24 protein-coding genes and 1 riboswitch are annotated in these 26,048 nt (G+C 46.2%); of the genes, 1 reads left to right on the top strand and 23 read right to left on the bottom strand.

Going from position 1 to position 26,048, the window contains the following annotated elements; all coding sequences use genetic code 11:
• Nucleotides 1–10: 10 nt before the first annotated feature.
• The 12 genes from T504_RS0101020 to T504_RS0100970 form a co-directional block, all read right to left on the bottom strand.
• The gene (locus T504_RS0101020; RefSeq protein WP_033169167.1) at nt 11–856 is read right to left on the bottom strand and encodes a hypothetical protein; all 846 of its coding nucleotides are present in this window, start codon (nt 854–856) and stop codon (nt 11–13) included.
• A 468-nt stretch (nt 857–1,324) separates the two neighbouring features.
• Entirely contained in the window at nt 1,325–2,287 is a 963-nt protein-coding gene (locus T504_RS0101015; RefSeq protein WP_051635117.1) for a cell division protein FtsZ, read from the bottom strand.
• A 233-nt stretch (nt 2,288–2,520) separates the two neighbouring features.
• Nucleotides 2,521–3,087, bottom strand: coding sequence for a hypothetical protein (locus tag T504_RS0101010; RefSeq protein WP_033169166.1), 567 nt, complete (start codon nt 3,085–3,087; stop codon nt 2,521–2,523).
• Nucleotides 3,088–3,268: 181 nt separating this feature from the next.
• Nucleotides 3,269–3,664 carry a hypothetical protein gene (locus T504_RS0101005; protein ID WP_033169165.1) on the bottom strand — a complete coding sequence of 132 codons (396 nt, stop codon included), beginning with the start codon at nt 3,662–3,664 and terminating at the stop codon, nt 3,269–3,271.
• A complete protein-coding gene (locus T504_RS14710; RefSeq protein ID WP_033169164.1) occupies nt 3,661–4,470 on the bottom strand; it encodes a hypothetical protein in 810 nt (269 codons plus the stop codon). Before T504_RS14710 ends, T504_RS0101005 begins: the two co-directional genes overlap by 4 nt.
• 155 nt (nt 4,471–4,625) lie before the next feature.
• A complete protein-coding gene (locus T504_RS13710) occupies nt 4,626–5,039 on the bottom strand; it encodes a hypothetical protein (protein WP_051635116.1) in 414 nt (137 codons plus the stop codon).
• A 127-nt stretch (nt 5,040–5,166) separates the two neighbouring features.
• Nucleotides 5,167–5,538, bottom strand: a complete 372-nt coding sequence (locus T504_RS0100990; RefSeq protein WP_033169163.1) for a DUF6075 family protein — start codon at nt 5,536–5,538, stop codon at nt 5,167–5,169.
• Between the two features lie 30 nt (nt 5,539–5,568).
• Nucleotides 5,569–6,780 (bottom strand): type I restriction enzyme HsdR N-terminal domain-containing protein, encoded by a 1,212-nt coding sequence (locus T504_RS0100985; protein WP_033169162.1) that lies wholly within the window; start codon nt 6,778–6,780, stop codon nt 5,569–5,571.
• Nucleotides 6,781–6,830: 50 nt separating this feature from the next.
• The gene (locus T504_RS0100980) at nt 6,831–7,409 is read right to left on the bottom strand and encodes a hypothetical protein (RefSeq protein ID WP_033169161.1); all 579 of its coding nucleotides are present in this window, start codon (nt 7,407–7,409) and stop codon (nt 6,831–6,833) included.
• 208 nt (nt 7,410–7,617) lie between these two features.
• Nucleotides 7,618–7,782 carry a hypothetical protein gene (locus tag T504_RS14490; RefSeq protein ID WP_156033433.1) on the bottom strand — a complete coding sequence of 55 codons (165 nt, stop codon included), beginning with the start codon at nt 7,780–7,782 and terminating at the stop codon, nt 7,618–7,620.
• A gap of 3 nt (nt 7,783–7,785) precedes the next feature.
• Nucleotides 7,786–9,213, bottom strand: a complete 1,428-nt coding sequence (locus T504_RS0100975) for an AsmA family protein (RefSeq protein ID WP_033169160.1) — start codon at nt 9,211–9,213, stop codon at nt 7,786–7,788.
• A 162-nt stretch (nt 9,214–9,375) separates the two neighbouring features.
• A complete protein-coding gene (locus T504_RS0100970; RefSeq protein ID WP_033169159.1) occupies nt 9,376–10,419 on the bottom strand; it encodes a YeiH family protein in 1,044 nt (347 codons plus the stop codon).
• A gap of 128 nt (nt 10,420–10,547) precedes the next feature.
• Here T504_RS0100970 and T504_RS0100965 point away from each other — a divergent pair, with 128 nt between their 5' ends.
• Nucleotides 10,548–11,447, top strand: a complete 900-nt coding sequence (locus T504_RS0100965; RefSeq protein WP_033169158.1) for a LysR family transcriptional regulator — start codon at nt 10,548–10,550, stop codon at nt 11,445–11,447.
• 7 nt (nt 11,448–11,454) lie between these two features.
• Here T504_RS0100965 and T504_RS0100960 read toward each other — a convergent pair whose 3' ends face one another.
• The 11 genes from T504_RS0100960 to T504_RS0100910 form a co-directional block, all read right to left on the bottom strand.
• A complete protein-coding gene (locus T504_RS0100960; protein ID WP_156033431.1) occupies nt 11,455–12,585 on the bottom strand; it encodes a hypothetical protein in 1,131 nt (376 codons plus the stop codon).
• Between the two features lie 31 nt (nt 12,586–12,616).
• On the bottom strand, nt 12,617–13,567 hold the full coding sequence (locus tag T504_RS13705; protein ID WP_051635115.1) for a metallophosphoesterase family protein: 951 nt from the start codon (nt 13,565–13,567) through the stop codon (nt 12,617–12,619).
• 49 nt (nt 13,568–13,616) lie between these two features.
• Nucleotides 13,617–14,363: a hypothetical protein gene (locus T504_RS0100950; protein WP_033169156.1), complete on the bottom strand. Its 747-nt coding sequence runs from the start codon at nt 14,361–14,363 to the stop codon at nt 13,617–13,619.
• 378 nt (nt 14,364–14,741) lie between these two features.
• The gene (gene pepD / locus T504_RS0100945; protein WP_033169155.1) at nt 14,742–16,190 is read right to left on the bottom strand and encodes a beta-Ala-His dipeptidase; all 1,449 of its coding nucleotides are present in this window, start codon (nt 16,188–16,190) and stop codon (nt 14,742–14,744) included.
• A 112-nt stretch (nt 16,191–16,302) separates the two neighbouring features.
• Nucleotides 16,303–16,851: a cell division protein SepF gene (locus T504_RS0100940; RefSeq protein ID WP_231473836.1), complete on the bottom strand. Its 549-nt coding sequence runs from the start codon at nt 16,849–16,851 to the stop codon at nt 16,303–16,305.
• A gap of 186 nt (nt 16,852–17,037) precedes the next feature.
• Nucleotides 17,038–18,858 (bottom strand): translational GTPase TypA, encoded by a 1,821-nt coding sequence (gene typA, locus T504_RS0100935; RefSeq protein WP_033169292.1) that lies wholly within the window; start codon nt 18,856–18,858, stop codon nt 17,038–17,040.
• 200 nt (nt 18,859–19,058) lie between these two features.
• The gene (gene metK, locus T504_RS0100930) at nt 19,059–20,249 is read right to left on the bottom strand and encodes a methionine adenosyltransferase (RefSeq protein ID WP_033169153.1); all 1,191 of its coding nucleotides are present in this window, start codon (nt 20,247–20,249) and stop codon (nt 19,059–19,061) included.
• Nucleotides 20,250–20,352: 103 nt separating this feature from the next.
• Nucleotides 20,353–20,457, bottom strand: a riboswitch (SAM riboswitch).
• Between the two features lie 107 nt (nt 20,458–20,564).
• On the bottom strand, nt 20,565–22,358 hold the full coding sequence (locus T504_RS0100925) for a methyl-accepting chemotaxis protein (protein ID WP_051635114.1): 1,794 nt from the start codon (nt 22,356–22,358) through the stop codon (nt 20,565–20,567).
• A gap of 108 nt (nt 22,359–22,466) precedes the next feature.
• On the bottom strand, nt 22,467–24,155 hold the full coding sequence (locus tag T504_RS0100920) for a glycoside hydrolase family 13 protein (RefSeq protein WP_033169152.1): 1,689 nt from the start codon (nt 24,153–24,155) through the stop codon (nt 22,467–22,469).
• Between the two features lie 174 nt (nt 24,156–24,329).
• On the bottom strand, nt 24,330–25,124 hold the full coding sequence (locus tag T504_RS0100915) for an ABC transporter ATP-binding protein (protein WP_033169151.1): 795 nt from the start codon (nt 25,122–25,124) through the stop codon (nt 24,330–24,332).
• A 1-nt stretch (nt 25,125) separates the two neighbouring features.
• Nucleotides 25,126–26,004: an ABC transporter permease gene (locus T504_RS0100910; protein WP_033169150.1), complete on the bottom strand. Its 879-nt coding sequence runs from the start codon at nt 26,002–26,004 to the stop codon at nt 25,126–25,128.
• Nucleotides 26,005–26,048 lie beyond the last annotated feature (44 nt).

Below are 26,048 nucleotides of genomic sequence, written 5' to 3'. Positions count from 1 at the left end.
TTATGTTTTTCTATGCGTATGCGGCCCCAAGCAAAACTCTAACCTCATTACCTATAGTTTTGCTAGTTGACCCCACCCATTCCATAACTGACTCAGGAAAAGTATTATTCACCATCATAATTGATTTTTCTATGTCTATAATATCCAAAGCAGTGTCCCTACCTTCAATAAATAGGAATACACTTCTTACTTCTTCAACGATAACACGTTTTTTTAATACTTCTAATGCTGATTGTGTAGCTATCTGTAATGTTTCACTATATGAACTATCTAATTCAGAATTTTCTATGGCCCATGCAACCTGAAGTAGACCTGAAGACTTTAGGTGTAAATGCAAATCAGCTAAATCAAATCCACATAAAAGAGGTTTAACTAGAGTACTATTAATGCCTCGAATAATATTATATGCAGCAATGACCTTACCGCTATCGTCGGTTGCTAAAGTATCCAGCTCAATAATTACATCAACATGAGAATACAATTCCTTAATAATATCTTTAGACGGTAATGTGTTATTGTAAATACCGAGTACCAATGCAATGCTCAACCCACAATCTAGAGTCCGTATATAATCCCCCAATTGTCTTGTATAATTTAGAGACTTACTATCACCAGCATCTATTATAAGAAAGCACACAGGAATGTCATTTATAATCTCTTTGATTACACTGGAATTTAAGTCTACATTTGTTGATATAAAATTGAATTGACTTATTTTCAATCCATATTCAAACATCTCATTCCAATCAAGTACATCCGTTTCTTCAAGGGTCATGAGCTCTTTTATCTTTTCTAAATACCTATGTGTATTCGCACCTATTGCAACTACTGAAGTAATAGCTTCTTTTTCATTCACCTATATCCCTCCTAGCATCATTACCTTCTACGGTGAACAACTATCTTACCCAAGCACCTTGAATCCCCCATCCCTTGTGGTCATGGGAATTTATCCATTGATAATTAATCTTTTCTCGTTTATGTTAGCTTATTTCTCCATTGCTTTGCCGATTCCTTCCTATGTTGACGTTATTCTAGGACTATATATTAATTTGCTTGCATCTTTATCTCTATTTATTATGAATTATGTACTCATCCTTTATTTTCCTGAAATTAAATTAATTTCGCATCTAATTCTGCCAATTTATTATCAATATTGAAGTCCACTAGCTTTTCATAGTACTCGTGATTATTAATATAGCGTGTCCGACATTCTTCAATAATATTGTTTTTTCGTGCAGATGACTTGTCTATCCATGATCTCCACCTCTGTTTTCATAGATAATCGTATTTTTATAAAATCCAACTGATGTCAAACAATGCATTTTTACTCAAAACCCGAAGCAATCAGCATTGTCCTAACCTTCGTGTCCATTTCATTGTCGATAACAGTACCAAAGAATATTTCTGTTTCTTCATTCTGTGTTTGTTCATGCAGATACTCCGCGGCTTCATTAACAGCATATAGCTCAAGACTTTCACCTGCTGTAACGTTGAAGATAATGGACTTAGCGCCTTTCAGACTATGGTTAAAGAATGGACTGTTAATTGTTTCTTGCAACGCCTCGATGACAGAACCGTCTTCACTTTCACCAATACCCAGAATTGCATCTGATTTGCTGCTACTGCGAAGCATAGTTCGGATATCGGCAAAATCAGTATTTATGTCCCCAAAATCTAATATCAAATCAACGATTAACTTAATACCTTGGCGCAAAACACTGTCCGCTTCGTGAAATGCTGCATTTAGACTCATCTTCATAATCTTGGGTGCTAGGAGGCGGTCATTTTCTATGACAATTAGGGCATCCATCTTGTCCTTGATTTTAGCCAGCCCTTCTTTGGCCGTTCGGTGGCGTTTTCCTCCTTCAAAGGTGAACGGCATGGTAACTATACCTATACAAAGTATGCCCATTTCTTTAATTATTTCCGCAATGACAGACATTGCACCAGTACCTGCGCCTCCCCCCAGTCCTGCTGTCAAGAATACTATGTCAGTTTCTCGAAATGCATCCCTAAGTATTTCAATGTCATCACGGGCTGCCTTCTCCCCCATTTTCGCGTCCCCTCCAGTGCCATAATCGTTTGTTACATTTTTACCAATCTGGATAGTTCTAGCCCCACATTTCTGTGCATATCGCAATGACCTTGCATCAGTATTAATGGCAATCAGTTCCTGATTAGTGATATTATCCTCTATAAGTCGCTCAAGTGCACTGATTCCTGCACCACCTATGCCAATGATTTTCATTCTAATTTCAGGCGATTTTATATCTGCTTTATTGTCCATTAGGCAACCTCCAAAAGTTTTGCAATGGTACTTTATCTAATTCTATGCCTTCATTATATAAATAAGCATGTATAAAAAATTGCACATCCCTCAAAATATTGTTATCAGCTTTAGCTTGAGTTGTAATGTTCTACAAAAACGGCAATAAGCGCCATATCACGTTGTACACCAATAGAATATTAAATCCCAATAAGCTCCGACCTACATCGAACGATGTAGGTCGGAGCTTATTTCTATCTGCTGATGGTCGTGTTGGCCTTCTTAGCTGCCTCTTGTGCTTTACCTTTCGCCACGGCCACAGTACAGGCAAAGACACTTGCTAGGCCTGTATAGCTGTGGAGCAGTGGTTCTCCGCGGGGAATGTACTCATCTAGGCTACTACATTCTATATAGTCCCGAATGGAAGGAATTTTTTGGAAGGCCTCTTCTAGTTTTTTCATTACATCGTCAAAGGTATGGATGCGGTTATCTCGTTCATGCAGTTCTGTTATGAGACTTACAAGTTTCTCACTGTCATTTCCAATGAATACCATGCCTGAATCGCTGTCCTGAGATACTTCTACAAGGTATTGGGTAACGGCTCCAGCATCTTCCAAGTTGGGCAAATCTGCCAGATTGGGAATTTCTTCTGCATGGGCATCGAGATAGGCCTGCGCGGCCTCCATATAGCTCTTTCCTGTTTCTAAAGATTCCTGTGGCATTAGCATATTCCCTACCAGCTTTCCCTGCCGTAAGTAGATGGTATAGTACTCGCCATCACAAGGGCGCTCTACGTCTATGTCTGTTACTATGCTTCTCATGGGGTACACCTCTTATCTTGCTACAGCAGTCTCTTGGGATGCCAGATGCGTCTTGCAGAAATTCCCTGCCAGTACGTTATCTTTGAGTTTCTTGGTATATTCCTGCTTGTCCCCTTCCAACACAGCCATTCTGGGGCTTAACTTGAAGAGGGTTATGGTGGCCGGTCAATGTCGGTTTTATCTACATATCCGTTTTTTTGCAGCTCTTATGGGCAACTTCTTCTAAAAAAGCCTCGTCTGCTTTTTCCCATCCATTCTGATCCGCAGAGCGGAGGCTGGAAAGACTGTATTTCTGGGCATTATTGAAGATAAACTTGTTGTAATCGTCCTCTACCGTACCGGAATTCGAGAAATTTACCGGGGAACCGGCAAAATACGCTTCGTTGAAGCTCTTCTGGTAGGCATCATGCTTGTCTGCACCTATGGCTTCCCGGTCTGCAGTTATGGTCTTTTCGATTTTCTCGTTGGAAACCGGGGTCATAAGCTCCATATCCTTGAAGGGCTTGACGTTAAGTTCCTGAAAACCTACGCTGTCTACATAAAAGTAACGCTCATTGACCTGTACCACATCACTCATAGACTGTGGTCTAAGGCTACGGCTTTGGCTTCCGTAGAGGTGTTTTCAGATTGGTAGGTTTTGGAAAGATTATCTAAACTGTCGCATACTTCCTCATGCTTGGGCTGATACCCCTCCCGAATTGCAGGCTCAGGCCCAAAGCATTCTTCTGCGGTTCGGCAATCTTCAATGTGCTGTTTAAGTTCCTCTGCAGGTGCAGCAACTTGTTCATAAGCCTCTGCCGGGGCCGCTTCCTTAACATCTTCCATATAACCTTCCATGGAAGCAATCATGCTGGCGATGTTTGCTTCATCCATCTCCGGTTCTTCATTCATGTACTGATTCATAGTGGGTTTCTCCTTTTCTGCTGTCTCATGGTAATCTCGGCCATACATTTCCTTAAATGCAGTGTCAATATCTCGCCCTTCCAGCATAGGGGCAGCCTTGGAATATATGGTGTTTATCCTATACTCACTTACTAAGGCACCGTTTAGCTCTTCGGTTAGTTCGTTGGCCATGTGGCCATCATCCAGCCAAATCTGAATAGCCGCCATGGCTTCATCCTGCGGCAAGCCGTAAAACTGACTATCCTTCTTGAACTCGATGCCCGGTGTGGAAGTTATGAAATCCACTACCTCCGCTCCACTGGTGGCAATGTGCTGGGAGCCAGCCCTGCCGTCAATGGTAAAAACATAATCCTCTGCCGCTCCGGCAGTTGGCACTTCCTCGATACTATCGTCAATGAGTGCCCGTAAGTTTTCGGCGGTGGTCGAGTTATTACAGATAGCCGTAATTTCCCCGACACCGTCCCTTGCAACATATAGCATTATTTATCGCCTCCTATGAGGGTATTGTAAATCTGATTAGGGGTTGAAAAACTATACAATATTTTACTCAACGCAAAAAAATAAGCCGTCAAAGACAGCTTCTTGGAAGGTTCGTATTATAAAAGTGGCCCTCTTTTGCAAAGAGTCACTATGATTTATGCCATGAATATCATGCGTTCAATATCGCCATACTGAATCTTGCTGCTGGCTTCAGTGGGATCACCCTTGAGAATATCATGCTCCACTGCATCTTTGTCCGCAATATTTACGCAACTAGCAACTACTTCTGCCTCAACCTTTGCCAACAATGCTTTTCTGCCGGATGTCGTATCTGCGAAAACCTCATTGTTGTAACGGGCATTCATGGAATGCGCATCCTTATTGTCATTGCAGTTGAAGAAGATATATGCATACTTCTTGCTGGTGGCTTTCTTAGTGGTTGTCTTCGCCCTTGTAACAGCAGTTGTCACCGCGGCATCTGCCACCTTGGCAGCAACAGTCTTAACCGCCTTCTTAGCTGCAGCAGTTGCGGTCTTCTTTACTGCAGCCGTTTTCTTCGTAGTAGCCAAATAGAATTCCTCCCCCAAAAATTCGCTATTGCTAGTATTCCCTGAAAAATTCTACCACAAAAGAACTTTTTGTCGCAATATGACGAGTGTATCATTGTAAACCTACAAAGAAAATTGTTGCGTTATTTCATCCGCCTAACTTCTCTTTATATCTGAGTCTGACCCCTTCAATAAGAAATTCTCGAATCTTATCATGGTCAAATATCGCTGATGGTGAACAGTCTTCAGGATATTCTTCAGGTATCCAATTTGTGTAAAGGTTGTATGCCAGCATGATAGTTCGTCGTGCTAGAGGAGTAATCCAAGCATACGAAAGGCATTCAGTATTTATTTCCTCGGTTTCAAAATTGAAAATATATCTAATATGTTCTCTTGTTACTTTCAATATACCTAATAGATATACAAAGGCAGCGCGTTTAGGGTCTGCTTTGTGCCAGTAACCATAGTCCATGACAAAATTGGCATGGGCTTCACTGCTGTAATTGTTAAAATTAACCAATTTTATCGTCCTCCGTGTGAACCAGTTACATCAGAATTTGTTTGCTCTGTTCTTTACATATTCACGATAAGCATCCCGAATTAAAGAATAAGCAATTAGGTTGGCAAAGAAATTAGCCACAACAGGGCTATCTAGGTACCATAGTTGATTTTTAGGTAAAGAACCTAAATAAAATTGATTGGAATCAATCAGCTCAGGGCAATTTGAACGGACGAACTCTTTTAGCTCATTGACTTTGCCAGAACCTATTCTTCCAATTGCAATTCTTCCATGATGATAGAATTTATATTCATCTTTTCCTACTACCATGTTCTCGTCAATAACATATTGTAAAGCATGATGGCTTACCTTTTCATTATCAATTGCGACATTTAAGCAAGTCTTCACAATATCTGGCTTAGCATAAGTAACGTAAGTACTTAATGCAACCGAAACCATTTCAGTACTTCCGTTGTATTCTATAAGAAAAGACCGATAATCACCGCTAAAGGTTCCTCCTGATGCGTTTCCGTATGTTACCCGTCTGATTCCGTAATCTTCTATCAAAGAAAAATTATTATATTTTTTTGCTGTCATTTTGTGTGTAGTATCTAAATAACACACACATAAATTGACCATAGGAATTGCTTTTTCTATATCAGTACTTTCACCAATAGTATTGAAATCATAGTAATCTTCAAGTACGTTTTGAAGTTCATCATATGGTGTACGCGGAGGAAGTGGCCCTATTTCTGGCAATACATCATATACACCATGTAAAAGTTCTATATAATCAGGTAAATCGCTAATTGGAACATATTCATCTGTATTTTTATCATAGTGCCAACAAATAATATCTACACCGTTTACAATTACTACATAATCACTTTCAAGATAATCAGCATATTCTACAACTTGATGTACTTCTTTGTCAGAAATATAAACGTCTGGACTTTTGCATTCTATAACTGCTATCGGATAAAAAAGTTTATCTTCACTATTAAACGCATGTATGATAAGGTCGGCTCTTTTATTTGTTTTACATCCATACTTCGATAAATGTGTCTCACAAGTAATTACCCTTAATGGGACATGCAATACTTCAGAGAGGTAAGAAATCACACGTTGTCTTACTTCTTCTTCGGGGGTAATGTAGATTAGTTTTTTTCTAATGGGGTCAAGGTAGCATTCACGTCCGTGTCGTTTATAAATTGGTGGTAACTTTACACTATTCCATTTTGGCCATATATCAATTACTCTCATAATTATCCTTCCATTTTCACATCATATACATCAACAGCTTTATTGCTAAGTTATGTATCTTTTGAGAAGGGATATTTTACATTATATGCACAATTATCCCTATATCGAGAGAAATTATCATTACTATTCCATTCTGCCCATTTATTTTTTCTACTTTTCAAAAAATACCATACTCCGCAATCTGCTTCGTTTTCTTCGAATAAAGCATCCTCAAATTCTATATATTTATCGTACCAATCACTGTAATCTTTTTCTATGTATAAAACCGCCTCTTTTACATTATTATTCCAATAGAATTTAGATACATAAATTTGATTTTCCTCTACTACATACCACTCTATATCATTTGATAATTCAATAGCCTTTATTATTGCTTCTATTGGATAGTAATTTCGTGTTAGAAATTTTAGAATACACTTATCATCAGAACGGCTTATATAATTATATCCCCAACCATAGGATATCGGCGTTCCTATTTTATCATAATCATCATCCAAAGAATGAATATCGAATAATTTATTAAATGATATATTTGGTATTGGCTCTCCTTTGTTATACGATGTATATCTAAATAATCTATAAAAGTCTACTTTAGAACATACTATCATGTTATAAATATAATTAGACATAATTAAACCTCACTACTACAATTTATATTATATCTGTAATTTTACCACCAACTTTTTATTATATTGCATATTATCATCATAGATATATCATCAGGATGAACTGATTTTTTACCACTGAATTTGTGATTTACTAAATATGGATATATATATTTATTTCTTATGTGTAAGCTATATGAAAAATGCATTTCAATAAAGGATATTCCGTTCCTTAGATTTCCCCGTTTTTATCATGCGTGATATTAAGAGGTGTTTCTCGTTTCTTCAGGATAAGAATATCTGATGTGACACTGGTGCCGGAGCTGGTCATGGCAACTACATAGCCGCCTGGGCGCACTTCACCCTCGCCCTCCATCTGCGCTATCCACTGCGCCATTTTTTATCTTCGCCCAAGGTCTAATGTACGGATATCCTTGCCACTACTGTCTTTTACGAAAATCGGGCCAAGACTTAGTTTTTTGTCCTTAATCTCCAATGCGTCGGTAGCCACACTAAATCCTGCAAATTCTATTATGACATCATAAAATCGCAAATCGCGATAGGACTGCTGAAAAGCCCCCGTGATGCGCTTGACGGGAAGCCTTCGATAGCGTCCTTCGCCAGAGGTAAAATTCCCCGATGCAGTTGCGTCTTTGGCACTGCCTTTCGATTGCATATAGATATCCACCATGACATTGCAGTACAAGTGACTATTCGGCAAGGCCTTGGACGATTGCAAATCTTTCCCTAACGCATGAATCTGATAATAGCGGGTATCAAGGTCGTACGTGCCTTCCGCCTGTAATTTGCCGCCATACACATTGCCCGTTACGTTTTTAAAATCCAGCTTCTCGCCATCGTAGCTTATGCTGCCGTTGACTTCTTGAAAATAGAGGCCAGGGATATGAAGTTCTGCCATTTTTAAATTTCCATCCCCATGAATCGCATTAAGCGGGCCCGTTAAATGACTATCGAGGGTCATTTTATCATGCACGTGAACGCCTAGTCCTAACGAAGAAGGATCTACATCGACAAAGCTCAATTTCAAATCCCCTATCGGCACTTCGCTATCTTGAAAATCTACCGTCCCTTTTAAATTCATATTGCTGCCAATCATCGTACCGCCAAACCGTCCGGTATTAATCTCAAGGTCCATTCGTTTGTCCGTATTGATCGCGGTCTTTAGATTTACTCCCGACAACAAATAATGCCGATCTTTATAAAAGACCTCCAGCCGGCAATCTTCGAGCTTTAGGTCCATACGGATTTTCTTGCCCGTGCGATCGAAATTTTTCCACTGCGTCGCCATTTTTTCGGCGCGCTTCCGCCGGTGGAATTCTCCGATCCGTTTGCGTTCTTCCTCACTTTTCCCCACCAAACTAACCTTTTTCTGCCAATCCTCATCTTCGAGTTGAAGTTTTTGCAGATCTTTGGAATTGCGAACGAAATCCACCGTCATGTCATCGGCCAGATGAATCGACACTTCGGCATCTTTTAAGGTCAGTTCCTGAAGGGTTGTTGATTTTATATGTCCGGTCACCACGTCCCATAGTCGCACATAAAAATGACCTTCCGGTACCCGCAAGATCAAACGCCCTTCTCCATCGCGCCACTCAAGACCTGTAAAATCCACATCGCCGGTTACATGGGCAATGATTTTTTCCGCGGTGATTGTTCCCTTCAACATATCTTGTTCTACCATGGCTTGATTGAAAATCGTTGCCGCTCCACGACTAAAGATTTCCAAGACTAGAAAAACTGCCAGCAAAATCGCAGCACTGATTATCCCCAAAGTTTTCTGCCAATGCTGCCTTACCCATTTGAACATATGTGTCCCTCTCTCCTGCTTTGCGATTCTTATTCTCTTTATTCGCGTCTCTCCCTCGATAAACCTGCCAACTACTGCCCTAAGGAAGCACCTCGCAGGGCAAAAAAAATCTGTGACACGTTTTACCACGCGCCACAGATCTGCTATTTGCTACTATAACAATTACCATATTCCCAATACATGTTGTACCAAAAGACTGACTACCGTAATGCCAGCCCAACAGCAAGCACCTAAAAGAATCGGTTTCCCTCCCGATTTTATAAGCGTTACGATATTGCTGTTAAGCCCGATAGCCGCCATCGCCATGACAATGAAGAATTTCGCTAGCTCCTTGAGCGGCTGAAACACCTCTCCACTCACGCCAGCCTGCAGGCAAACGGTCGTGAATACGGCCGCCAGAACAAAGTACAAAATAAACATGGGAAAGGCCCGCTTGAAGCGAAACGTCGCCAGCCAACTGCCTTCCGTCGGCTTTGCCTCTTTTTTCGCTACGAACACGGCAAGCATAAGCGTAACGGGAATGATGGCTAGTGCTCGCGTGAGCTTTACGGTCACAGCTTCATCGAGTGTCTGCGTGCCTAAGCCCCACATGCTGTCCCAGGTGGCAGCGGCTGCAGTAACCGAGGATGTGTCGTTAATCGCCGTGCCGGCAAAAATACCAAAGGCTTCTCCCGCCGTCGTATCGAAACCAATCACATGCCCGAGTAGCGGGAATAAAAGTGCCGCCATTGCATTAAACAGAAAAATAACCGAAACGGACTGCGCGATTTCATTGCTGTCCGCTTTGACAACAGGTGCTGCCGCCGCAATAGCCGAGCCGCCACAGATTGACGAACCAACGCCGATAAGCGCCGAAGTATTGCGAGGTATTTTCAGCAGACGATGCAAGCCCCACGCCACCACCAGCGATGTCGTAATCGTACTGATGATAATCGGCAGCGAAAAGATACCCGTTTTGACAATGACCCCAAGGTTCATGCCAAAACCCAACAAAACAACAGCCGACTGCAAGATAATCTTTGACGTCCAATTGATGCCCGGCTGCGCCGTGCCATGATCCTTCCAAACCGAAGTGATGCCCATCCCAAAAAGAATTGCCAGCACCGCACCACCGATAATAGGAAAACGCTGCCCCAGCAGCCAGGCCGGCAGTGCCACCCAAAAACAAATAAAAATACCTAGTGAATGATTGCGTAAAAAAGTCATCGTATCCCTCATAAAAACGGGCCCTTGATTTCAGCTGATGAGAAAATTATAAAAGGTTCTTTTGAAAATGTAAAATTATATGTTATGATACAGCTATAAAATATTCTTATGAATAAGGAGGGCTTTTTATGCTCGACTTTCGCATCAAAACCTTTCTATGCGTCTGTCAAACCATGAACTACACCCAAGCCGCAAAACGATTAAACATAACCCAACCTGCCGTCTCGCAACACATCCGTTATTTGGAAGACTATTACCAAATCAAAGCCTTTCTTTACGCCAATAAAAAATTGGAACTAACCCCCGCAGGCCGCATTCTCTATGAACGCTGCAAGACGATGGAAAACGACGAGGTAGCTCTCGCCGCAGAGCTTTTAAGTGAGCAGTCCGGCATCCGCACATTGTCCCTCGGAGTCACGATGACGGTCGGCGAATACGCCATCATCGCTCCACTTGCCGCCTATCAAGCTGCGCATCCAGGGGTTAACATCCGCTTGCGCTTTGGCAACACGAAGGAACTATTGGCACAACTCACCGCCGGTCGCATCCAGATGGCACTTGTCGAGGGGTATTTCCCGCCACACGATTACTTCTGTCTTCCTTACAGCACCGAGGACTACATCGGCGTTTGTGCCAGCGGACATGTATTTGCCTGTGGCCAGCCCACTACGTTCCACGACCTGCTCGCAGAACGGCTGCTGCTGCGCGAAAAAGGGTCAGGAACCCGTGAGATTCTCGAGCGTAATCTGGCCTTACATGGTCTTCGAACCGAAGATTTCATCCACAACATGGAAGTTGAAAACATGCATACCATCATCGGTCTGCTCTCTCATGATTGCGGAATTTCCTTTCTATATCGTCGCGCAGTCGAAGCCGAACTCGCTCAGGGGGTATTACAGGAAATCCCCCTGAAAGGCTTTACCATGCAACACGATTTCACCTTTATTTGGGAGAAAGACAGTCTCTACACTGCCCAATATCAGCAAATCTGCCAGGAACTTCGCACAAACTGCCCCCAACCAAAGTAGCTTCCAGTCATTTTTTGTTTTTCTCCACGTCATGAGCTACCGCACAAGCGAGCCAAGCTCTCCAGACAAATGGCCCACCTGCCGGAATACCTTTCTTTTCCAGCTCTTCGTATTTGCCGATTGGACTGTCGTTTCGCACATAGTCCTTTAAGGTGTCCAAATCCGAATACACATCGTTTTTATACGCCACGGTGTATCCTTTACGTCCGATTCCCGCCAGTATCCGATAGCCATTCGGCAATTTATCGGACTTGCAGACGAGCAAATAGTCGGCATCGAAATTGATTACGTCGCGAAGATTATTTTCCATGATCTGTATGCTGTTGAGCGTCAATGCGTCTTTGGCGATGCAGTAGGCAAGCTGGCCACCAAAGTAAGCATCTTCGGTATCGGTAGTCCGACTGCCCACTACCAGGCGGTATGGCTTGCCATCGCTGGCGTTGTAGTAAAGTTCCTCCGGCGCCTTAATCGTGATTTTACCATTGGTCTTTTTCGCCAAAGATTTCATGATACTCTTGTTCGAGTTAGGATAAGCATTCCCATGATTCACCCGGTCAACGAGGTACATCCCCCAGCCGCCCTCCGGGAGTTTGTCGGTCAATTCAATACTCCCCTTTTCGGCATTGATTTCATGAGAATCACTTTCCCATATAAAACAGGGCTGGCTGTGCCCCTTAATGCCATGGACAATCTCATGAGCAATGGTCATCGAGGTTGCCATATTGTCAAAATGGCTGTTATCGGGAGACATGCGGAAGCAATCAACGCCGAGGTAAATATAACCAGCCCCCACGGAGTATCCGCCTTCATGATAATTGTCAATGACCTCGATTGGGTGAATTTTGGTTTTGAAATCCTTATCGGATGTAAATTTATCGCTAGTGATTTCAATGCCATTCACGTTGCAAATCCGCTCTTGCAGGTGATGAACGACGCGAGCCTGTTCCTTGGCTTTCTCTGAGTCCGCTACCGGCTCCTCGCCACCTAATTTTTTGACGATAAGGCGGTGGGCATTCTCCTCTTGGCTTTTCGTTCCCTGCCACCATATACTTCCAGCTTCCACCGTGGGCTGTTGCACAACCGAACCAGTTACACAAGTCAGGGCAACTGCTGCTCCTAATATTAAACTCTTGTTCACAGTATATTTCTACTCCTTTATATGACATTGGTCAAAATGACCGATCTATTTCCTCTAGCCAGCATTTCTTATGATGGTCAAAGGTACGCACTTCGATATGATCCGGGTACAGGTATATCGAGTTGGTCGTTATCTTCTTTTTGTCCATACAGTCGTTATGGATGTTGCAGGTATGCTCGTTATAGAAATTGATTTCGTTATTGGCAAAGCTTGGATTGTGGCTAGGGGTATGCGTATGCCCCGACACCCACAGTCTTACCTGGGGATTTTTCGCGAGAATAGCATCGATCTTGTCCGCCGGCATGGCAATCGAACGCTCGGTGTTGACGGACTTATGATACGTCAGCAGTGTATGATTCAAAGGACCATGGAAAAAGACCAGCGTCTTTTGGTCGCGATGCGCCGCCAGTTCCTGTTCAAACCAGGCCAGCTGCGTTTCTCCTATTTGTGTCGGCAGGGGACCTTCCGTCGACAGGAAAATCAGATGATAGCCGCCTAGGTCTTTGGCATACCAGCGCCGCGGTAATTGCCAAAACCTAGCAAAAGCATCCAGCTTCTGCTGACGAACCTCGGAGCTAGCTGGTTTTATCCTACCATTCGATGAGAGTTCATCTTCATAAAGGAATTCATGATTGCCGTTAATCACCCAAAGCTCTTTTTTTAATTTCCCAAAGAAGGACTGGATGTAATCGTATTCTGACTTTACGCCCCGCTGTTCAACGATATCCCCCACTACAGCAACAGCCGTCACATCGTCCCAGCTATTGATGTCAGCAATAACGTCATTCTTGGCCAACAAGATCGCCTGCTGCTCGGCAAAATCAGGATGTTTGGCCACCCGCACTGGAAGATGCGGATCGCCGAGCACCACGATCCGGTAATAGCCCTGCCCAGTTGCCCCTAACAACTTTTGCCAGCCACCAAAGACCAGAGCACCAAGGCCAATAAACAACCCCCGCATAAACGAACGCCGGCTTAGCATAATATCGCTTCCTTTACCCAAGACAAATCACCATTACGGAATGATTAACTCACCATGTCTTATTTGCAACACCAAACCATTTTGCCTTATCATCCCATTTAAAACAAAGCCTCCCATACCCTTCATAAGTTTTCCTATAATTTGGCCCTACATAACCGTATCGGTTTACGGTGTAATCACAAATAATTTCATCGTTTTCGATTTTTATGCTTTGCATTTTAATCTCTCGTTTTTTCGCATAATATCTGCCTATTATATCATCGGTGTCAAAATATTTTACATAACTGCCATCACTACGCCTGCCAATCAGCGTATACGTTATGCCTGTAAGAGCGCTTGCGTCTTCGTTAACCAGCAGGTACATCGTTTCATCTGAATCCGTTTTGATGCAATTGATATGTGTCATTACGGATACCGTTATATCGATGCTATTTGTAAAATCTTTACCGCCAATCTTAGACACGAAACTGTTGCTTTTATTAGGCAGATACGTTGCCCTTCCATCGCGCGCATCATAATGGACGTAAATACAATCCTCTCCATTGCCAAAACAGGCCACGCCTTTATCAAATATTTTACTAACATTACCCATTCGTAATGACGGATAAGACGTCAGATATTTCACATTCTTAAACGGAACCCCTTCATGCGCTGTCGCTCCCTTGACTTCATAATAACCCATAGGCAGCAAGGATACAGCTCCTATTTCCACTGGCTGTTGCATCTGCATCGCACTACAAACGCTGGTAGTCATAATCGTCAATACGGCCATTAGCCATGTTAATCGTTTCATCATCTATCTCCCTCTAAAAAACATATCGATACTGTTTACGACAGTCACAGAATTTCTAACGTCAACCGGGAACATAGCTGGTCAAAATCAACCGACCATTTTTTAACAATATAAATTCCTTATGCTCTAATTGAACATAGGAGCTATTTCCCTTATAATTATATACCTCTTTCAATTTCGCAATTGGTGTCGTACAGGGATATCCGCTCCTATCATAATACCAACGCCCACTTATATCCCCCCTTCACTGCTTTTAATTGGACTTCCATATCGTGTCTGTAATTCTTTTTTCATCAAATCCCCTTCTCCTATAAAATTTTCCCATAAAGCAACAGCCTTCCACTAAGGGAAGGCCGTTAATTATAAATCTATTCTATTGTATTACATTTTTGCAATCTTGTGCAAGGTCTCGACGATGAGATCTACCTGCGGTTTTACCGTTTCGAGCAACAGTCGCTCTTTCGGGCTGTGGATGTCGATGGTCGTAACGCCAATCGATACCATATCGAGGTTCGGATTCTTGAGGAAGTGCCAGCCACACTCAAGGCCAGCATGGATAGTTTCGACTTTCATTTCCTTGCCATTCTGGGCTTTGAAGGTCTCGGCCATGATCTTGGCGAGCTTGCTGTCCTTGTTTTCCTTCCAGCCTGGTGATTTCGTGCCGATATGAGCCGTAAAGCCCGTCAGTGCTGCGTATTCCTGCGCCATCAGCGCAAATTCATCGTTCTTGCCATCGATAGCCGAGCGCGGGAAGAACTGGACATTGACACTCTTTTCGTCCATGGCTACGACGCCGAGGTTCGCCGAGGTCTCGACAAGGCCCGGGATAACCGTCGACATCGCATAGACGCCCGTATGGAGGATAGTCAGCAGACGGAGCAGGCGCTGCGCATCGCCAGCTTTAAGTACCTGAGCTGGCTTGTCAGCCGCTGTCAGGACGAACTCCATGCCCGGATCGACTGCGCCATAGTTCTGCATAAAGCGTGCTTTCTCAGCGGCGAGCACCTCATTTACTGCCGTCTCATCAAGATTCGTGACGATTACCGCCGTAGCATCATCGGGAATGGCATTGCGTGCCTTGCCGCCCTGGAAATCTGCCAATTCCACCTTGCCTTTAGCCTGCAGGGCCAGCAGCGCCAACGCCAGCGTGCGGATAGCGTTGCCGCGGCCGTCGCCAATGCGCTCACCCGAGTGACCGCCGAGCAGCCCCTTGACTTCGATTTTCCAGCTGTTCATCTGCGTTGCTGCCTCACGCATAAGCTCACGCGAGAAATCCAGGTTGATGCTGCCTGCGCTGCCGACCGTCAGCTCATCGTAATTTTCCGAATCGCAGTTAATGAGGAAGCTGGCATCTTTCAGGTGCTCGGCACTGAGGTGGATGGCCCCCGTCATGCCCTGCTCCTCATCGACTGTTACGATCATGCGCAGCGGGCCGTGCTCCTTGGCATTTTTCATGATATACATAGCTTCCGCTACGCCGATACCATCATCGGCGCCGAGGCTCGTGCCCTCGGCTTCCAGATATTTCTCGCCACGCACGAGCTTGATGGGATCCTTGAGAGGATCATAATCATAGCCCTTCTCGGCCACACAGACCATATCCATATGGCCCTGCAGGATTGTCAGCGGTGCCTTCTCAAAGCCCTTGCTGGCCGGCCTATCGGCAATGATGTTATTCTTCTCGTCCTGCACGACCGTAAAGCCTGCCTCGGTCAGATATTGTTTCAGGAAGTCACTGACTGCCTGTTCATGGCCGGATTTGCGTGGAATCGCAGCCAATTTCTCAAATTCACTCAGTACGCCTTCCAAAATCTCATTGTTCTGTTCCATAGGAATCCCTCACTCATTTAACATAACCGGTTATAATAGGTAAACATAAAAATAAAACCAGGCAGTCAAAGCGTCTGCCTGGTCCCATCATCAACAATGCAATACGGGCAAATCAATCCGTCAACGCAACCGTCATGGCTTCTGTTACATCCACACCCTGCGGCACGTAAAGAACAATCTTGTCTGAGATGCGCTTCGCGCAGCCATCCAAGACATAGCAAGTACCATTGACGAAATCACAAATGCGGCGCTGCTCAGCATCTTCGACCTTTTCGTAGTTTACGACACAAGCCTTGCCTGCCTTCAAATCATCCGAAATGGCAGCCACCTGGTCAAAGGTGCTCGGTGCATAAATCTGCACTTTCAATGCCGGCGTTTTCGTCGTATGAACCGTCAACTGCGGACGATTCGACTCATGATGCTGATAAGATCCCGTCTGATAACCCGAACGGTCAAACCGAACCGTACCACCATTAGATACCTTCAGTTCCTCAGCGTAACTCTGAGCTGCTGGTGCTTCCTTTACTGCCGAAGTTTTTTTCATTTCAGCGTAATCTTCCTCAATTTCGCCGAAATCCTCAATCGGCATCAGTATATCTCTAAGTTTAGAGAATTTCTCTTCCAAAATAGCGCCTACGCCCATATCATCTCGTCCTTCCAATTTTACAGCTTCAATTAATTCACACGAATTAGACGTGCCTTGCGGAGACTTATCCATGTTATCAACATAATTCACAATTCAACTATCAACATGATAACATACTTCGCGCTCAAATGCAAAAGTCCTGCTGAAAAAAATTTTATTTTTCCAGCAGGACTGCTATGTTGTAACTATTTGATTTTAATCTCAGCCTTTGCGAGCATTCTTGGCATTACGGCCACGAACCGTACGGTCAAGGATGGATTTGCGCAGACGGACGTGCTCCGGCGTAACCTCGACAAGCTCATCGCTGTTGATGTACTCGATAGCCTGCTCAAGGGACAGGATGCGCGGCGGCGTGATGCGGATGGCTTCATCCGAAGACGACGTACGCATGTTGGATACGTTCTTCTTCTTGCACGGATTGATGTCGATATCGTTCTCACGGGAGTTTTCACCGACAATCATGCCTTCGTAAACGGCCTCGCCCGGGCCGACGAACATCGTGCCGCGATCCTGCAGCGTGAAGATACCATAGCCCGTCGTCTCACCCTGCTCGAAAGCAACGAGGGAACCGCGCGTACGGCCCGGGATGTCGCCTTTGTACGGAGCATAGCCGTGGAAGACATGGTTCATGATGCCGTTGCCCTTCGTGCTCGTGAGGAGCTCGGAACGGAAACCAATCAGGCCGCGGGCCGGAATCGTGAACTCAAGGCGCATGTAACCAGCTGTCTCCGTCATGTTGACGAGCTCAGCCTTACGCGTGCCGAGGCCTTCCATAACAGCGCCCATGAATTCCTGCGGTACCTCGACCGTCAGGTTCTCGATCGGCTCGCAGAGCTGGCCGTTGATGGTCTTGTAAACAACTTCCGGTTTACCGACCTGCAGCTCATAGCCCTCGCGGCGCATCGTCTCGATGAGAATGGAAAGATGCAGCTCACCACGGCCGGAAACCTTGAAGACATCGGCAGAATCCGTCTCCTCGACCTTCATGGCAACGTTCGTCTCAATCTCTTTGAACAGACGATCGCGCAGATGGCGGGACGTAACGAACTCGCCCTCACGGCCTGCGAACGGGCTCGTGTTGACACCAAAGGTCATGGAAAGCGTCGGCTCGTCGATGTTGATCGTCGGCAGAGCCTCCGGATTCTCGGCATCGGCAACCGTGTAGCCGATGGAAACATCGCCGAGGCCCGTCAGAGCAACGATGTCGCCCATGCTGGCCGACTCGGTCTCCACGCGTTTGAGGCCCTGGTAAACGAATACCTTACCGATTTTGGCTTTGATCGTCTGATCGCCATTGATGAGGACAACGTTCTGGTTCGTTTTCGCCGTACCACGGATGATGCGGCCGATAGCCACGCGGCCAACGAAGGAATCAGACTCGAGCGTCGTGACCATCATCTGCAGCGGAGCCTCCGGATCGCCTTTCGGTGCCGGAATCTCTTTGACGATGGTCTCCATCAGCGGCGTAAGATCTGCATTGTCGTCTTCCATCTTGTACTTGGCGACACCATCGCGGGCCGTAGCATAGATGACCGGGAAGTCGAGCTGATCGTCATCGGCATCGAGCTCCATGAAGAGCTCGAGGACTTCATCGTAAACGTCGTCTACGCGCTGGTTCGGTTTATCGATCTTGTTGATGACAACGATCGGCTTGAGGCCCTGCTCGAGTGCCTTGCGCAGAACGTATTTCGTCTGCGGCATCGGGCCCTCGAATGCATCGACGAGCAGAACGACACCATCAACCATGTTCAGGACACGCTCAACCTCGCCGCCGAAGTCCGCATGGCCCGGCGTATCAACGATGTTGATTTTGATGTCGTTGTACATGATTGCCGTGTTCTTGGACAGGATCGTGATACCGCGCTCACGCTCGATATCGCCGGAGTCCATGACACGCTCAGCAACCTGCTCATTGGAACGGAAAACGTGACTCTGCTTGAGCATTGCATCGACCAGCGTCGTCTTACCATGGTCGACGTGGGCGATAATTGCAATATTTCTCAGCTTGTCATTGGTCATCATACTCATTCTGTGTAATCTGCCTCCTAATAAACAAAATGGATACACGTTGGTATCCATAAAACTCAAGATATACGCTGTCTACATACAAAGTAACAATATAAATTCTAGTATAGACCCGTTGGCTTGTCAATGTTTTTTTAATAAAAACGCCTTTTCTCCCAGCAATCGGAGAAAAGGCGTTTCTATCAATAAAGAACCGATTAGAGTCCTGCTTCTTTTTTCAGCGTATCCGCCTTATCCGTGTGCTCCCACGGCAGGTCGACATCCGTGCGGCCGAAATGACCATAGGCAGCCGTCTGTTTGTAGATTGGGCGGCGCAGGTCAAGCATCTTGATGATGCCAGCCGGACGCAAATCGAAGTTGCGGCTTACGATTTCCTCGATCTTCTCCTCATCCACTTTATTCGTGCCAAAGGTATCGATCATGATGGATACCGGATAAGCGACGCCGATGGCGTAAGCGAGCTGAACCTCGCACTTGTCCGCAAGACCTGCAGCAACAACGTTCTTGGCTACATAGCGGGCAGCATAGGCAGCACTGCGGTCAACCTTCGTGGGGTCTTTGCCCGAGAACGCACCGCCGCCATGACGAGCCCAGCCGCCATAGGTGTCGACGATAATCTTGCGGCCCGTGAGGCCCGAGTCGCCCTGCGGGCCGCCGATGACGAACTTGCCCGTCGGGTTGATGAAGATTTTCGTATCGTCCTTGAGGAGTTCTGCCGGAACCACCGGTTTGATGACCTGCTCGATGAGGTCTTTGCGAATCTGCTCCAGCGTTACGTCCTCATCGTGCTGGGTCGAAATGACGATGGTCTCGACAGCTACAGCCTTGCCGTCTTCATAGGCAATCGTGACCTGCGTCTTGCCGTCCGGACGCAGGTACGGCAGCGTGCCGTTCTTGCGGACTTCCGTCAGGCGGCGGGCCAGACGATGCGCCAGTGCAATCGGCAGCGGCATGAATTCCGGCGTCTCGTTCGTCGCATAGCCGAACATCATACCCTGGTCGCCAGCACCGATGGCCTCAGCGGCATCCATCTCACCCTCACGGGACTCGATAGCCTCGTTGACGCCCTGCGCGATATCCGGCGACTGCTCGTCAAGAGATACGAGAATGCCGCAGGTATCGGCATCAAAGCCGTATTTTGCACGCGTATAGCCGATTTCCTTTACCGTATCGCGAATGATTTTCGGGATATCGACATAGCACTTCGTCGAAATCTCGCCGACTACATGTACCTGTCCCGTCGTTACCATCGTCTCGCAGGCAACGCGGCCCATGGGATCCTCAGCCAGGATGGCATCGAGGATGCTGTCAGAAATCTGGTCTGCCATCTTATCCGGATGACCTTCAGTAACCGACTCCGAAGTAAAAAGCATACGTTTCTTACTCATTAAATCTACCTCCCTAGTAGTTCCTTAATCTCTGCTGAATAGCCTCAAACGTTCCGATTCATAAGAAAAAGCCCTCGTTAAAACGAGAGCTTTGATTTCCTAACTCTCATCTTATAGGTAAAACCTAAAGGAATTGGCACCGTTTTGACTTACGTCAATGGTTGCCGCAGTTTCATCGGGCCATTCCCTCCACTGCTCTGGATGAGTTCATATTCAGCTTTATTGATTCCATCATACGATACCTGGACCATAATGTCAAGGTAATTTTATGAACCCAATTCATAATTCTCATCAATCGTAACCATAAACCAAGCATCAAACCTTGAATTTCTCGACTTCCTGCTGCAAGTTTTTGGCCATTTCGGCAAGCTGCTCACTGTTCGAATTCATTTCATGCACCGATGCTGTCTGCTCTTCCGTTGCTGCCGATACGGTCTCACAGTTTGCTACGACACTGCGGCTCATTCCCTCAATGTCATGGATAGCCGACTGACAACTATCAGCACTATCGGTAGCCTCTTTCGATGCGTCCGCAATCTGCTGCGAGCGATTGGCAATTTTTTCAACCAAGGCGACAATATCGTTGAATTCGCGTCCCGTTTCTTCGACGCTGTCTTTTGCTGTGACGAGATTGTCCGTACCTTCATGCATGCTGTCAACCGCCTGCTGCGTGTCTTTCTGAATCTGTCCGATGAGCTCAGCAATCTGGCTGGCAGCTTCTTCCGACTGTGCGGCCAGTTTACGGATTTCCTCAGCGACTACGGCAAAGCCACGACCAGCGTCACCAGCCCGGGCTGCTTCGATTGCTGCATTGAGTGCCAAGAGATTCGTCTGCTCCGCAATCCCCGAAATCGTATCGGTGATGCGGCCAATCGTATCCGAACGCTCCCCGAGATTATTAACCATGCGGGCCGACTCACCCACCACCTCACTGAGGCGGGCCATGTCTTTGACCGTACGGTTAACTACGGCATTACCATTCTGGGCCTTCTCCGTAGCCTGCTTGGTCTCAACAGCCGCCCGGCGAGCGTTATGGGCCATGCCGCCAATTTTATCCATCAGCGTATCCATGGACTTCGAGGCATCATCGACCGCTAACAGCTGCTTATTGGAGGCGCTGGCTACATCGGTAATCGATTCAGCCACCTGCTGGCTGGCAGCTGCCGACTGCGCCGTCATCTCATTGAGATTTGCCGCATCCGAAGATACATGTTCCGACGACGCCCGGATTGACCCCATGAGGGTTCGCATATTGCCACCGAGAACCTTTAGGATCTCAATCATCTCACCAATTTCGTCTTCACGTTCTGCATACTCCGCTTTTACGGCTTCCTGGCGATAATCGCCTTTGGCAAATTTCTGCAGACGTCCCGTCACGAAGCTGATGGGATCGCCAAAAGTCTGGGCAATCTTTACGCCAAGCAGCGCCATGATGGCCGATACAGCCAGGATAATAAGCGCCGAGATTAAAATCTTATGGTAAAGAGCCTCCTTGTTTTCTTCCATATACTTATTTACTTCCGCATCGATATAATCCACCCAGGAGCCCGTGCCGATTATCCACTGATACGGTTTGAATTCCAAAACATAATTGCGTTTGGGAAGCGACTGGCTCTCTCCCGGTTTCGGATAGGAGAAATCCACAAAGCCGCCGCCATCTTTCTGGCCTTCCTTCAACATATTTTCCATATACGGCACACCATTGGGATCTTTTTCGCCCCGGCGCATCTTGCCTTCTGCATTCGGATTGCCGGCATGCACCACACAAATCCCGGTGTTTTTTTCATCGGCAAAGAAATAGCCTTTCCCCTCATCGTAACGAACCGAACGGATCACGTCTTTTGCCAATTTTTTTGCCTGTTCTTCCGTCAATTCCCCCGACTGCTGGCGGGCATAGATGCCGTTGAGTGACGAAACAATGCCTTCCGTCTGTAACTTTAACTCGCGGTCGTAATGTTCCGATAGTTCCTGCCGATATTGATTTACGAGTTTTTCATTATCCGAAATCGTCGTGTAAATGAAATAGCCGCCTACCGCCAGAGTAGCCGTTACACTGACCAGCACGAACAGTGCCGTCAATTTGCCCCGAACGGATTTCATAAAAAACATAGTTTTCCCTCCCTTACGCTTCCGAAACTCACTCCCTTATAAATTGAAAGATTCGTCTAATTGCGACATATTCCTGCCTATAACCGAAAAAAGTTTCGCTGTGACGGATTAACGACGTGCCTCCCACACAACGCGTGCTTCATAGGGCTGCAAGAATCCTTCCTTATGTACGTCATAATTGGAAATCAACTCCTCACAGGAATCGGCTGCAAACAGCGGGCATGCTACCTCCCTGTCGGTCCAGTTTGCCGCTACCGTCAAAACCTGACCATCCATAAGCCGCTGGTAGGCATAAATCTCCTCACTATCCTCCAGCAGTGGCTTAAACCTGCCATAAACGATGATGGGCAAGGTATGCCGAAGTTCAATCAAACGCTGATAATAATAAAAGACCGACTCTTTATCTGCCAGCGCCTGCTCGACGTTGATGCCCGTATAATTGGGATTCACCGCCAGCCATGGCTTCCCGGTCGTAAAGCCTGCATTCGGCGTATCATCCCATTGCATCGGTGTGCGTGCATTGTCTCGGGCCACACAGTCAAAACATTTCAGCAAGGTTTTCCCATCGATGAGTTTTTGCTCAACCACCAGCTGTTGCCAAGCATTCTTCTCCTCGATATCCGCACAATCGTCAACAGAGGAAAAATGACGATTGGTCATACCGATTTCCTCTCCCTGATAGATATAGGGCGTTCCCTTTTGCAGATGAAGGACGGTGGCCAGCATTTTTGCCGACTTCACGCGCCATTTCTCCGAATCGTTGCCAAATCTCGATACCACCCGCGGCTGGTCGTGATTATCCCAGTAAAGACTCCCCCATGCTTTTCCCTCCAGTTCAAGCTGCCATTTATTCAGGATTTTGCGAACATAGGCGAGCTTGGGTGGTGTATACGTCCATTTGCCAAAGACAGCGTCTGAGTTGGCTGCCCCATCGGTATGTTCAAAGTGAAAGACCATCCCGAGCTCCGTTCCTTCGCTGTTGGCATATTTCTTGGCTTCCTCTACGGTAACACCAGCCGTCTCTCCCACCGTCAGCAAATCGTATTGGGAAAGGACACGCCGATTCATTTCCTGCAGGTATTCATGGACCCGCGGCCCATTGCAGACATAGGAAAACATATCGCTATACCCATCGGCATTTAAAGGTCCCTCGGGAAACGACTGGTCTTTGCTGATCATCGAGATGACATCCATCCGAAACCCATCAATGCCCTTGCGGCACCAAAAGTCCATGAGATCAAAAACCTCATCACGGACTTTGGGATTCTCCCAGTTTAAATCCGGCTGTTTGCGGCTGAAACAGTGCAGATAATATTGACCGGTCAACGCATCGTACTGCCAGGCCGAACCACTGAAACAGGATTCCCAGTGATTCGGCGCCTCCCCTGTTTCCGTAGGATTCCGCCAGATATAATAATCCCGATACGGATTATCTTTGGACTTGCGGCTTTCAATAAACCAAGGATGCTCATCCGAAGTATGATTGACCACTAAATCCATCACGATTCGAATATGACGTGCATGGGCTTCGCGCAGCAGCCGATCAAAATCTTCCATGGTGCCAAATTCGGCCATGATATTCCGATAATCGGAAATATCGTATCCATTGTCATCATTGGGGGATTGATAAATCGGCGACAACCAGATTACATCGATGCCAAGTTTTGCCAAATAATCCAAATGCGCAGTAATCCCATTCAAATCGCCAATGCCATCCCCATTACTATCGGCAAAGGACCGCGGATAAATCTGATAAATAACGGCTTCTTTCCACCATGCATGCTTCTCAGGGCTCATAGAACCTACCTCCCACCAATCGATTCTTTTCTATCTCTTTTACTATTCCTCTTAACTGTGATGACTTCCTGTGAACGCTGGTACAAGATACGGATACTGGTACAAAATCCGGTAACCGGTACATATAGCAAAAACGAGCCTTGGAATATCTCAAGACTCGTTTTCTTAACCTTCTTAGCTGAGCAGCAAACTATCGCTATTCAATTCACTGCCAGCTGCCTTTTCAAACATTGCCAGCAAATCCTTAATGCCAAGATTCTTTTTCTTCTCGCTATCAATATCGAAAAGAATATGCCCCTCATACATCATGATGAGCCGGTTGCCATACTTAAGCGCATCGCGCATGTTATGCGTAATCATCAATGTCGTGAGTTTTTGCTGTTTGACGATTTTATCCGTAAGCGACAAAACTTTTTCGGCTGTTTTCGGGTCGAGCGCTGCCGTATGTTCATCGAGCAGCAATAGTTTTGGCTGTGCCATCGTCGCCATGAGCAGCGTGAGCGCCTGCCGCTGTCCTCCGGAAAGCAAGCCTACTTTTGATTCCAACCGGTCTTCCAATCCCAGGTTCAAGCTCATTAACAATTCCCGGAAATGCTGCCGGCTGTCTGCCGAAGAACTCCATTTAAGCGTCGGCGATTTGCCGCGTCTGGCAGCAATTGCCAGATTCTCTTCAATCATCATGCCAGCAGCCGTTCCCATCATCGGGTCCTGGAATACCCGGCCAATGTATTTTGCCCGTTTGTGCTCCGGCCATTTGGTGATGTCCGTTCCGTCGATAGTGATACGCCCCTCATCTACGGGATAGGTCCCCGCAATGGAATTCATCAGCGTCGATTTACCGGCGCCATTGCCGCCGATAACGGTAACAAAATCTCCTGGTGCAAGATGGAGACTCACGTTATGCAGTGCCAGCTTTTCGGTGATTGTTCCAGGATTGAATGTCTTCGATATATTTTCGATATGAAGCATCTCAGCGGCCTCCTTTCCTAATTTTATTCCAACGCGCCTGCAAAAGTGGCATTGAAAGTGCCAGCGCCACTAGAATTGCCGTGAAGAGTTTCAAATCATTAGGTGGCATTCCCATCTGCAGCACGATGGCAATGACGGCACGATAGACTATCGATCCCAGAATAACGGAAATTAGGCAGTTCTTGAAGCTGCGCGTGCCAAAGAGCACTTCCCCGATTATGACCGAGGCCAAGCCAATGACAATGGTACCAACGCCCATCCCGACATCGGCAAAGCCATTGCTCTGCGCGACCAGGGCTCCCGAAATCGCCACAAGGCCATTGGACAGCAAAAGCCCCAATACGATCATATTGTCCGTATTGATGCCATTGGCGCGAATCATATGCGGGTTGAATCCCGTAGCTCTGACAGCGGTCCCAAGTTCCGTGCCAAAGAACCAATAATTCAGCAGCGCCACCACAAAAACGATGACAGCACCAATCGCCAAAGTAGTCATCATCTTATCCATGCCCAAATTCCATATTGTAAAAATCGTATCCTGTTGCAACAACGGCAGATTGGCTTTTCCCATAATGCGAAGATTTACCGAATAAAGGGCAATCATCGTAAGAATACCAGCCAGCAGGGCGGGAATCTTGAACTTTGTGCAAAGAATGCCCGTGACTACGCCAGCCAGCATACCAGTCACGCAAGCAGCGAGAATAGCCACGAGGGGATGATATCCTGCCACAATGAGCGTCGCGGCAGTTGCAGCCCCCAACGGAAAACTGCCTTCGACCGTCAAATCCGCGATATCGAGGACGCGGAAGGTCAAATACACACCGATTGCCAGCAGTGCCCATAACAGGCCCTGTGAGACCGTAGCAATTACTAAATCCATATTTGCATCTCCTATTACTTATGACAAAGGAGCGCAGCGAATGC

The sequence above is a fragment of the Selenomonas sp. ND2010 genome, from assembly GCF_000702005.1.
GTDB lineage: Bacteria > Bacillota > Negativicutes > Selenomonadales > Selenomonadaceae > Selenomonas_A.
This window is presented reverse-complemented; position numbering and strand designations above follow the sequence as displayed.

What these genes read in the sequence shown, in the direction of transcription:
- T504_RS14490 (WP_156033433.1), bottom strand. Translation starts at nt 7,782, where the DNA reads ATGGCGCAGTGGATAGCGCAGATGGAGGGCGAGGGTGAAGTGCGCCCA.
- typA (WP_033169292.1), bottom strand. Translation starts at nt 18,858, where the DNA reads ATGATGACCAATGACAAGCTGAGAAATATTGCAATTATCGCCCACGTC.
- T504_RS0101015 (WP_051635117.1), bottom strand. Translation starts at nt 2,287, where the DNA reads ATGGACAATAAAGCAGATATAAAATCGCCTGAAATTAGAATGAAAATC.
- metK (WP_033169153.1), bottom strand. Translation starts at nt 20,249, where the DNA reads ATGAGTAAGAAACGTATGCTTTTTACTTCGGAGTCGGTTACTGAAGGT.
- T504_RS13705 (WP_051635115.1), bottom strand. Translation starts at nt 13,567, where the DNA reads ATGCTAAGCCGGCGTTCGTTTATGCGGGGGTTGTTTATTGGCCTTGGT.
- T504_RS14710 (WP_033169164.1), bottom strand. Translation starts at nt 4,470, where the DNA reads ATGCTATATGTTGCAAGGGACGGTGTCGGGGAAATTACGGCTATCTGT.
- T504_RS0100920 (WP_033169152.1), bottom strand. Translation starts at nt 24,155, where the DNA reads ATGAGCCCTGAGAAGCATGCATGGTGGAAAGAAGCCGTTATTTATCAG.
- T504_RS0100950 (WP_033169156.1), bottom strand. Translation starts at nt 14,363, where the DNA reads ATGATGAAACGATTAACATGGCTAATGGCCGTATTGACGATTATGACT.
- T504_RS0100970 (WP_033169159.1), bottom strand. Translation starts at nt 10,419, where the DNA reads ATGACTTTTTTACGCAATCATTCACTAGGTATTTTTATTTGTTTTTGG.
- T504_RS0100965 (WP_033169158.1), top strand. Translation starts at nt 10,548, where the DNA reads ATGCTCGACTTTCGCATCAAAACCTTTCTATGCGTCTGTCAAACCATG.
- T504_RS0100985 (WP_033169162.1), bottom strand. Translation starts at nt 6,780, where the DNA reads ATGAGAGTAATTGATATATGGCCAAAATGGAATAGTGTAAAGTTACCA.
- T504_RS0100915 (WP_033169151.1), bottom strand. Translation starts at nt 25,124, where the DNA reads ATGCTTCATATCGAAAATATATCGAAGACATTCAATCCTGGAACAATC.
- T504_RS0101005 (WP_033169165.1), bottom strand. Translation starts at nt 3,664, where the DNA reads ATGAGTGATGTGGTACAGGTCAATGAGCGTTACTTTTATGTAGACAGC.
- T504_RS0100925 (WP_051635114.1), bottom strand. Translation starts at nt 22,358, where the DNA reads ATGTTTTTTATGAAATCCGTTCGGGGCAAATTGACGGCACTGTTCGTG.
- pepD (WP_033169155.1), bottom strand. Translation starts at nt 16,190, where the DNA reads ATGGAACAGAACAATGAGATTTTGGAAGGCGTACTGAGTGAATTTGAG.
- T504_RS0100975 (WP_033169160.1), bottom strand. Translation starts at nt 9,213, where the DNA reads ATGTTCAAATGGGTAAGGCAGCATTGGCAGAAAACTTTGGGGATAATC.
- T504_RS0100910 (WP_033169150.1), bottom strand. Translation starts at nt 26,004, where the DNA reads ATGGATTTAGTAATTGCTACGGTCTCACAGGGCCTGTTATGGGCACTG.
- T504_RS0101010 (WP_033169166.1), bottom strand. Translation starts at nt 3,087, where the DNA reads ATGAGAAGCATAGTAACAGACATAGACGTAGAGCGCCCTTGTGATGGC.
- T504_RS0100980 (WP_033169161.1), bottom strand. Translation starts at nt 7,409, where the DNA reads ATGTCTAATTATATTTATAACATGATAGTATGTTCTAAAGTAGACTTT.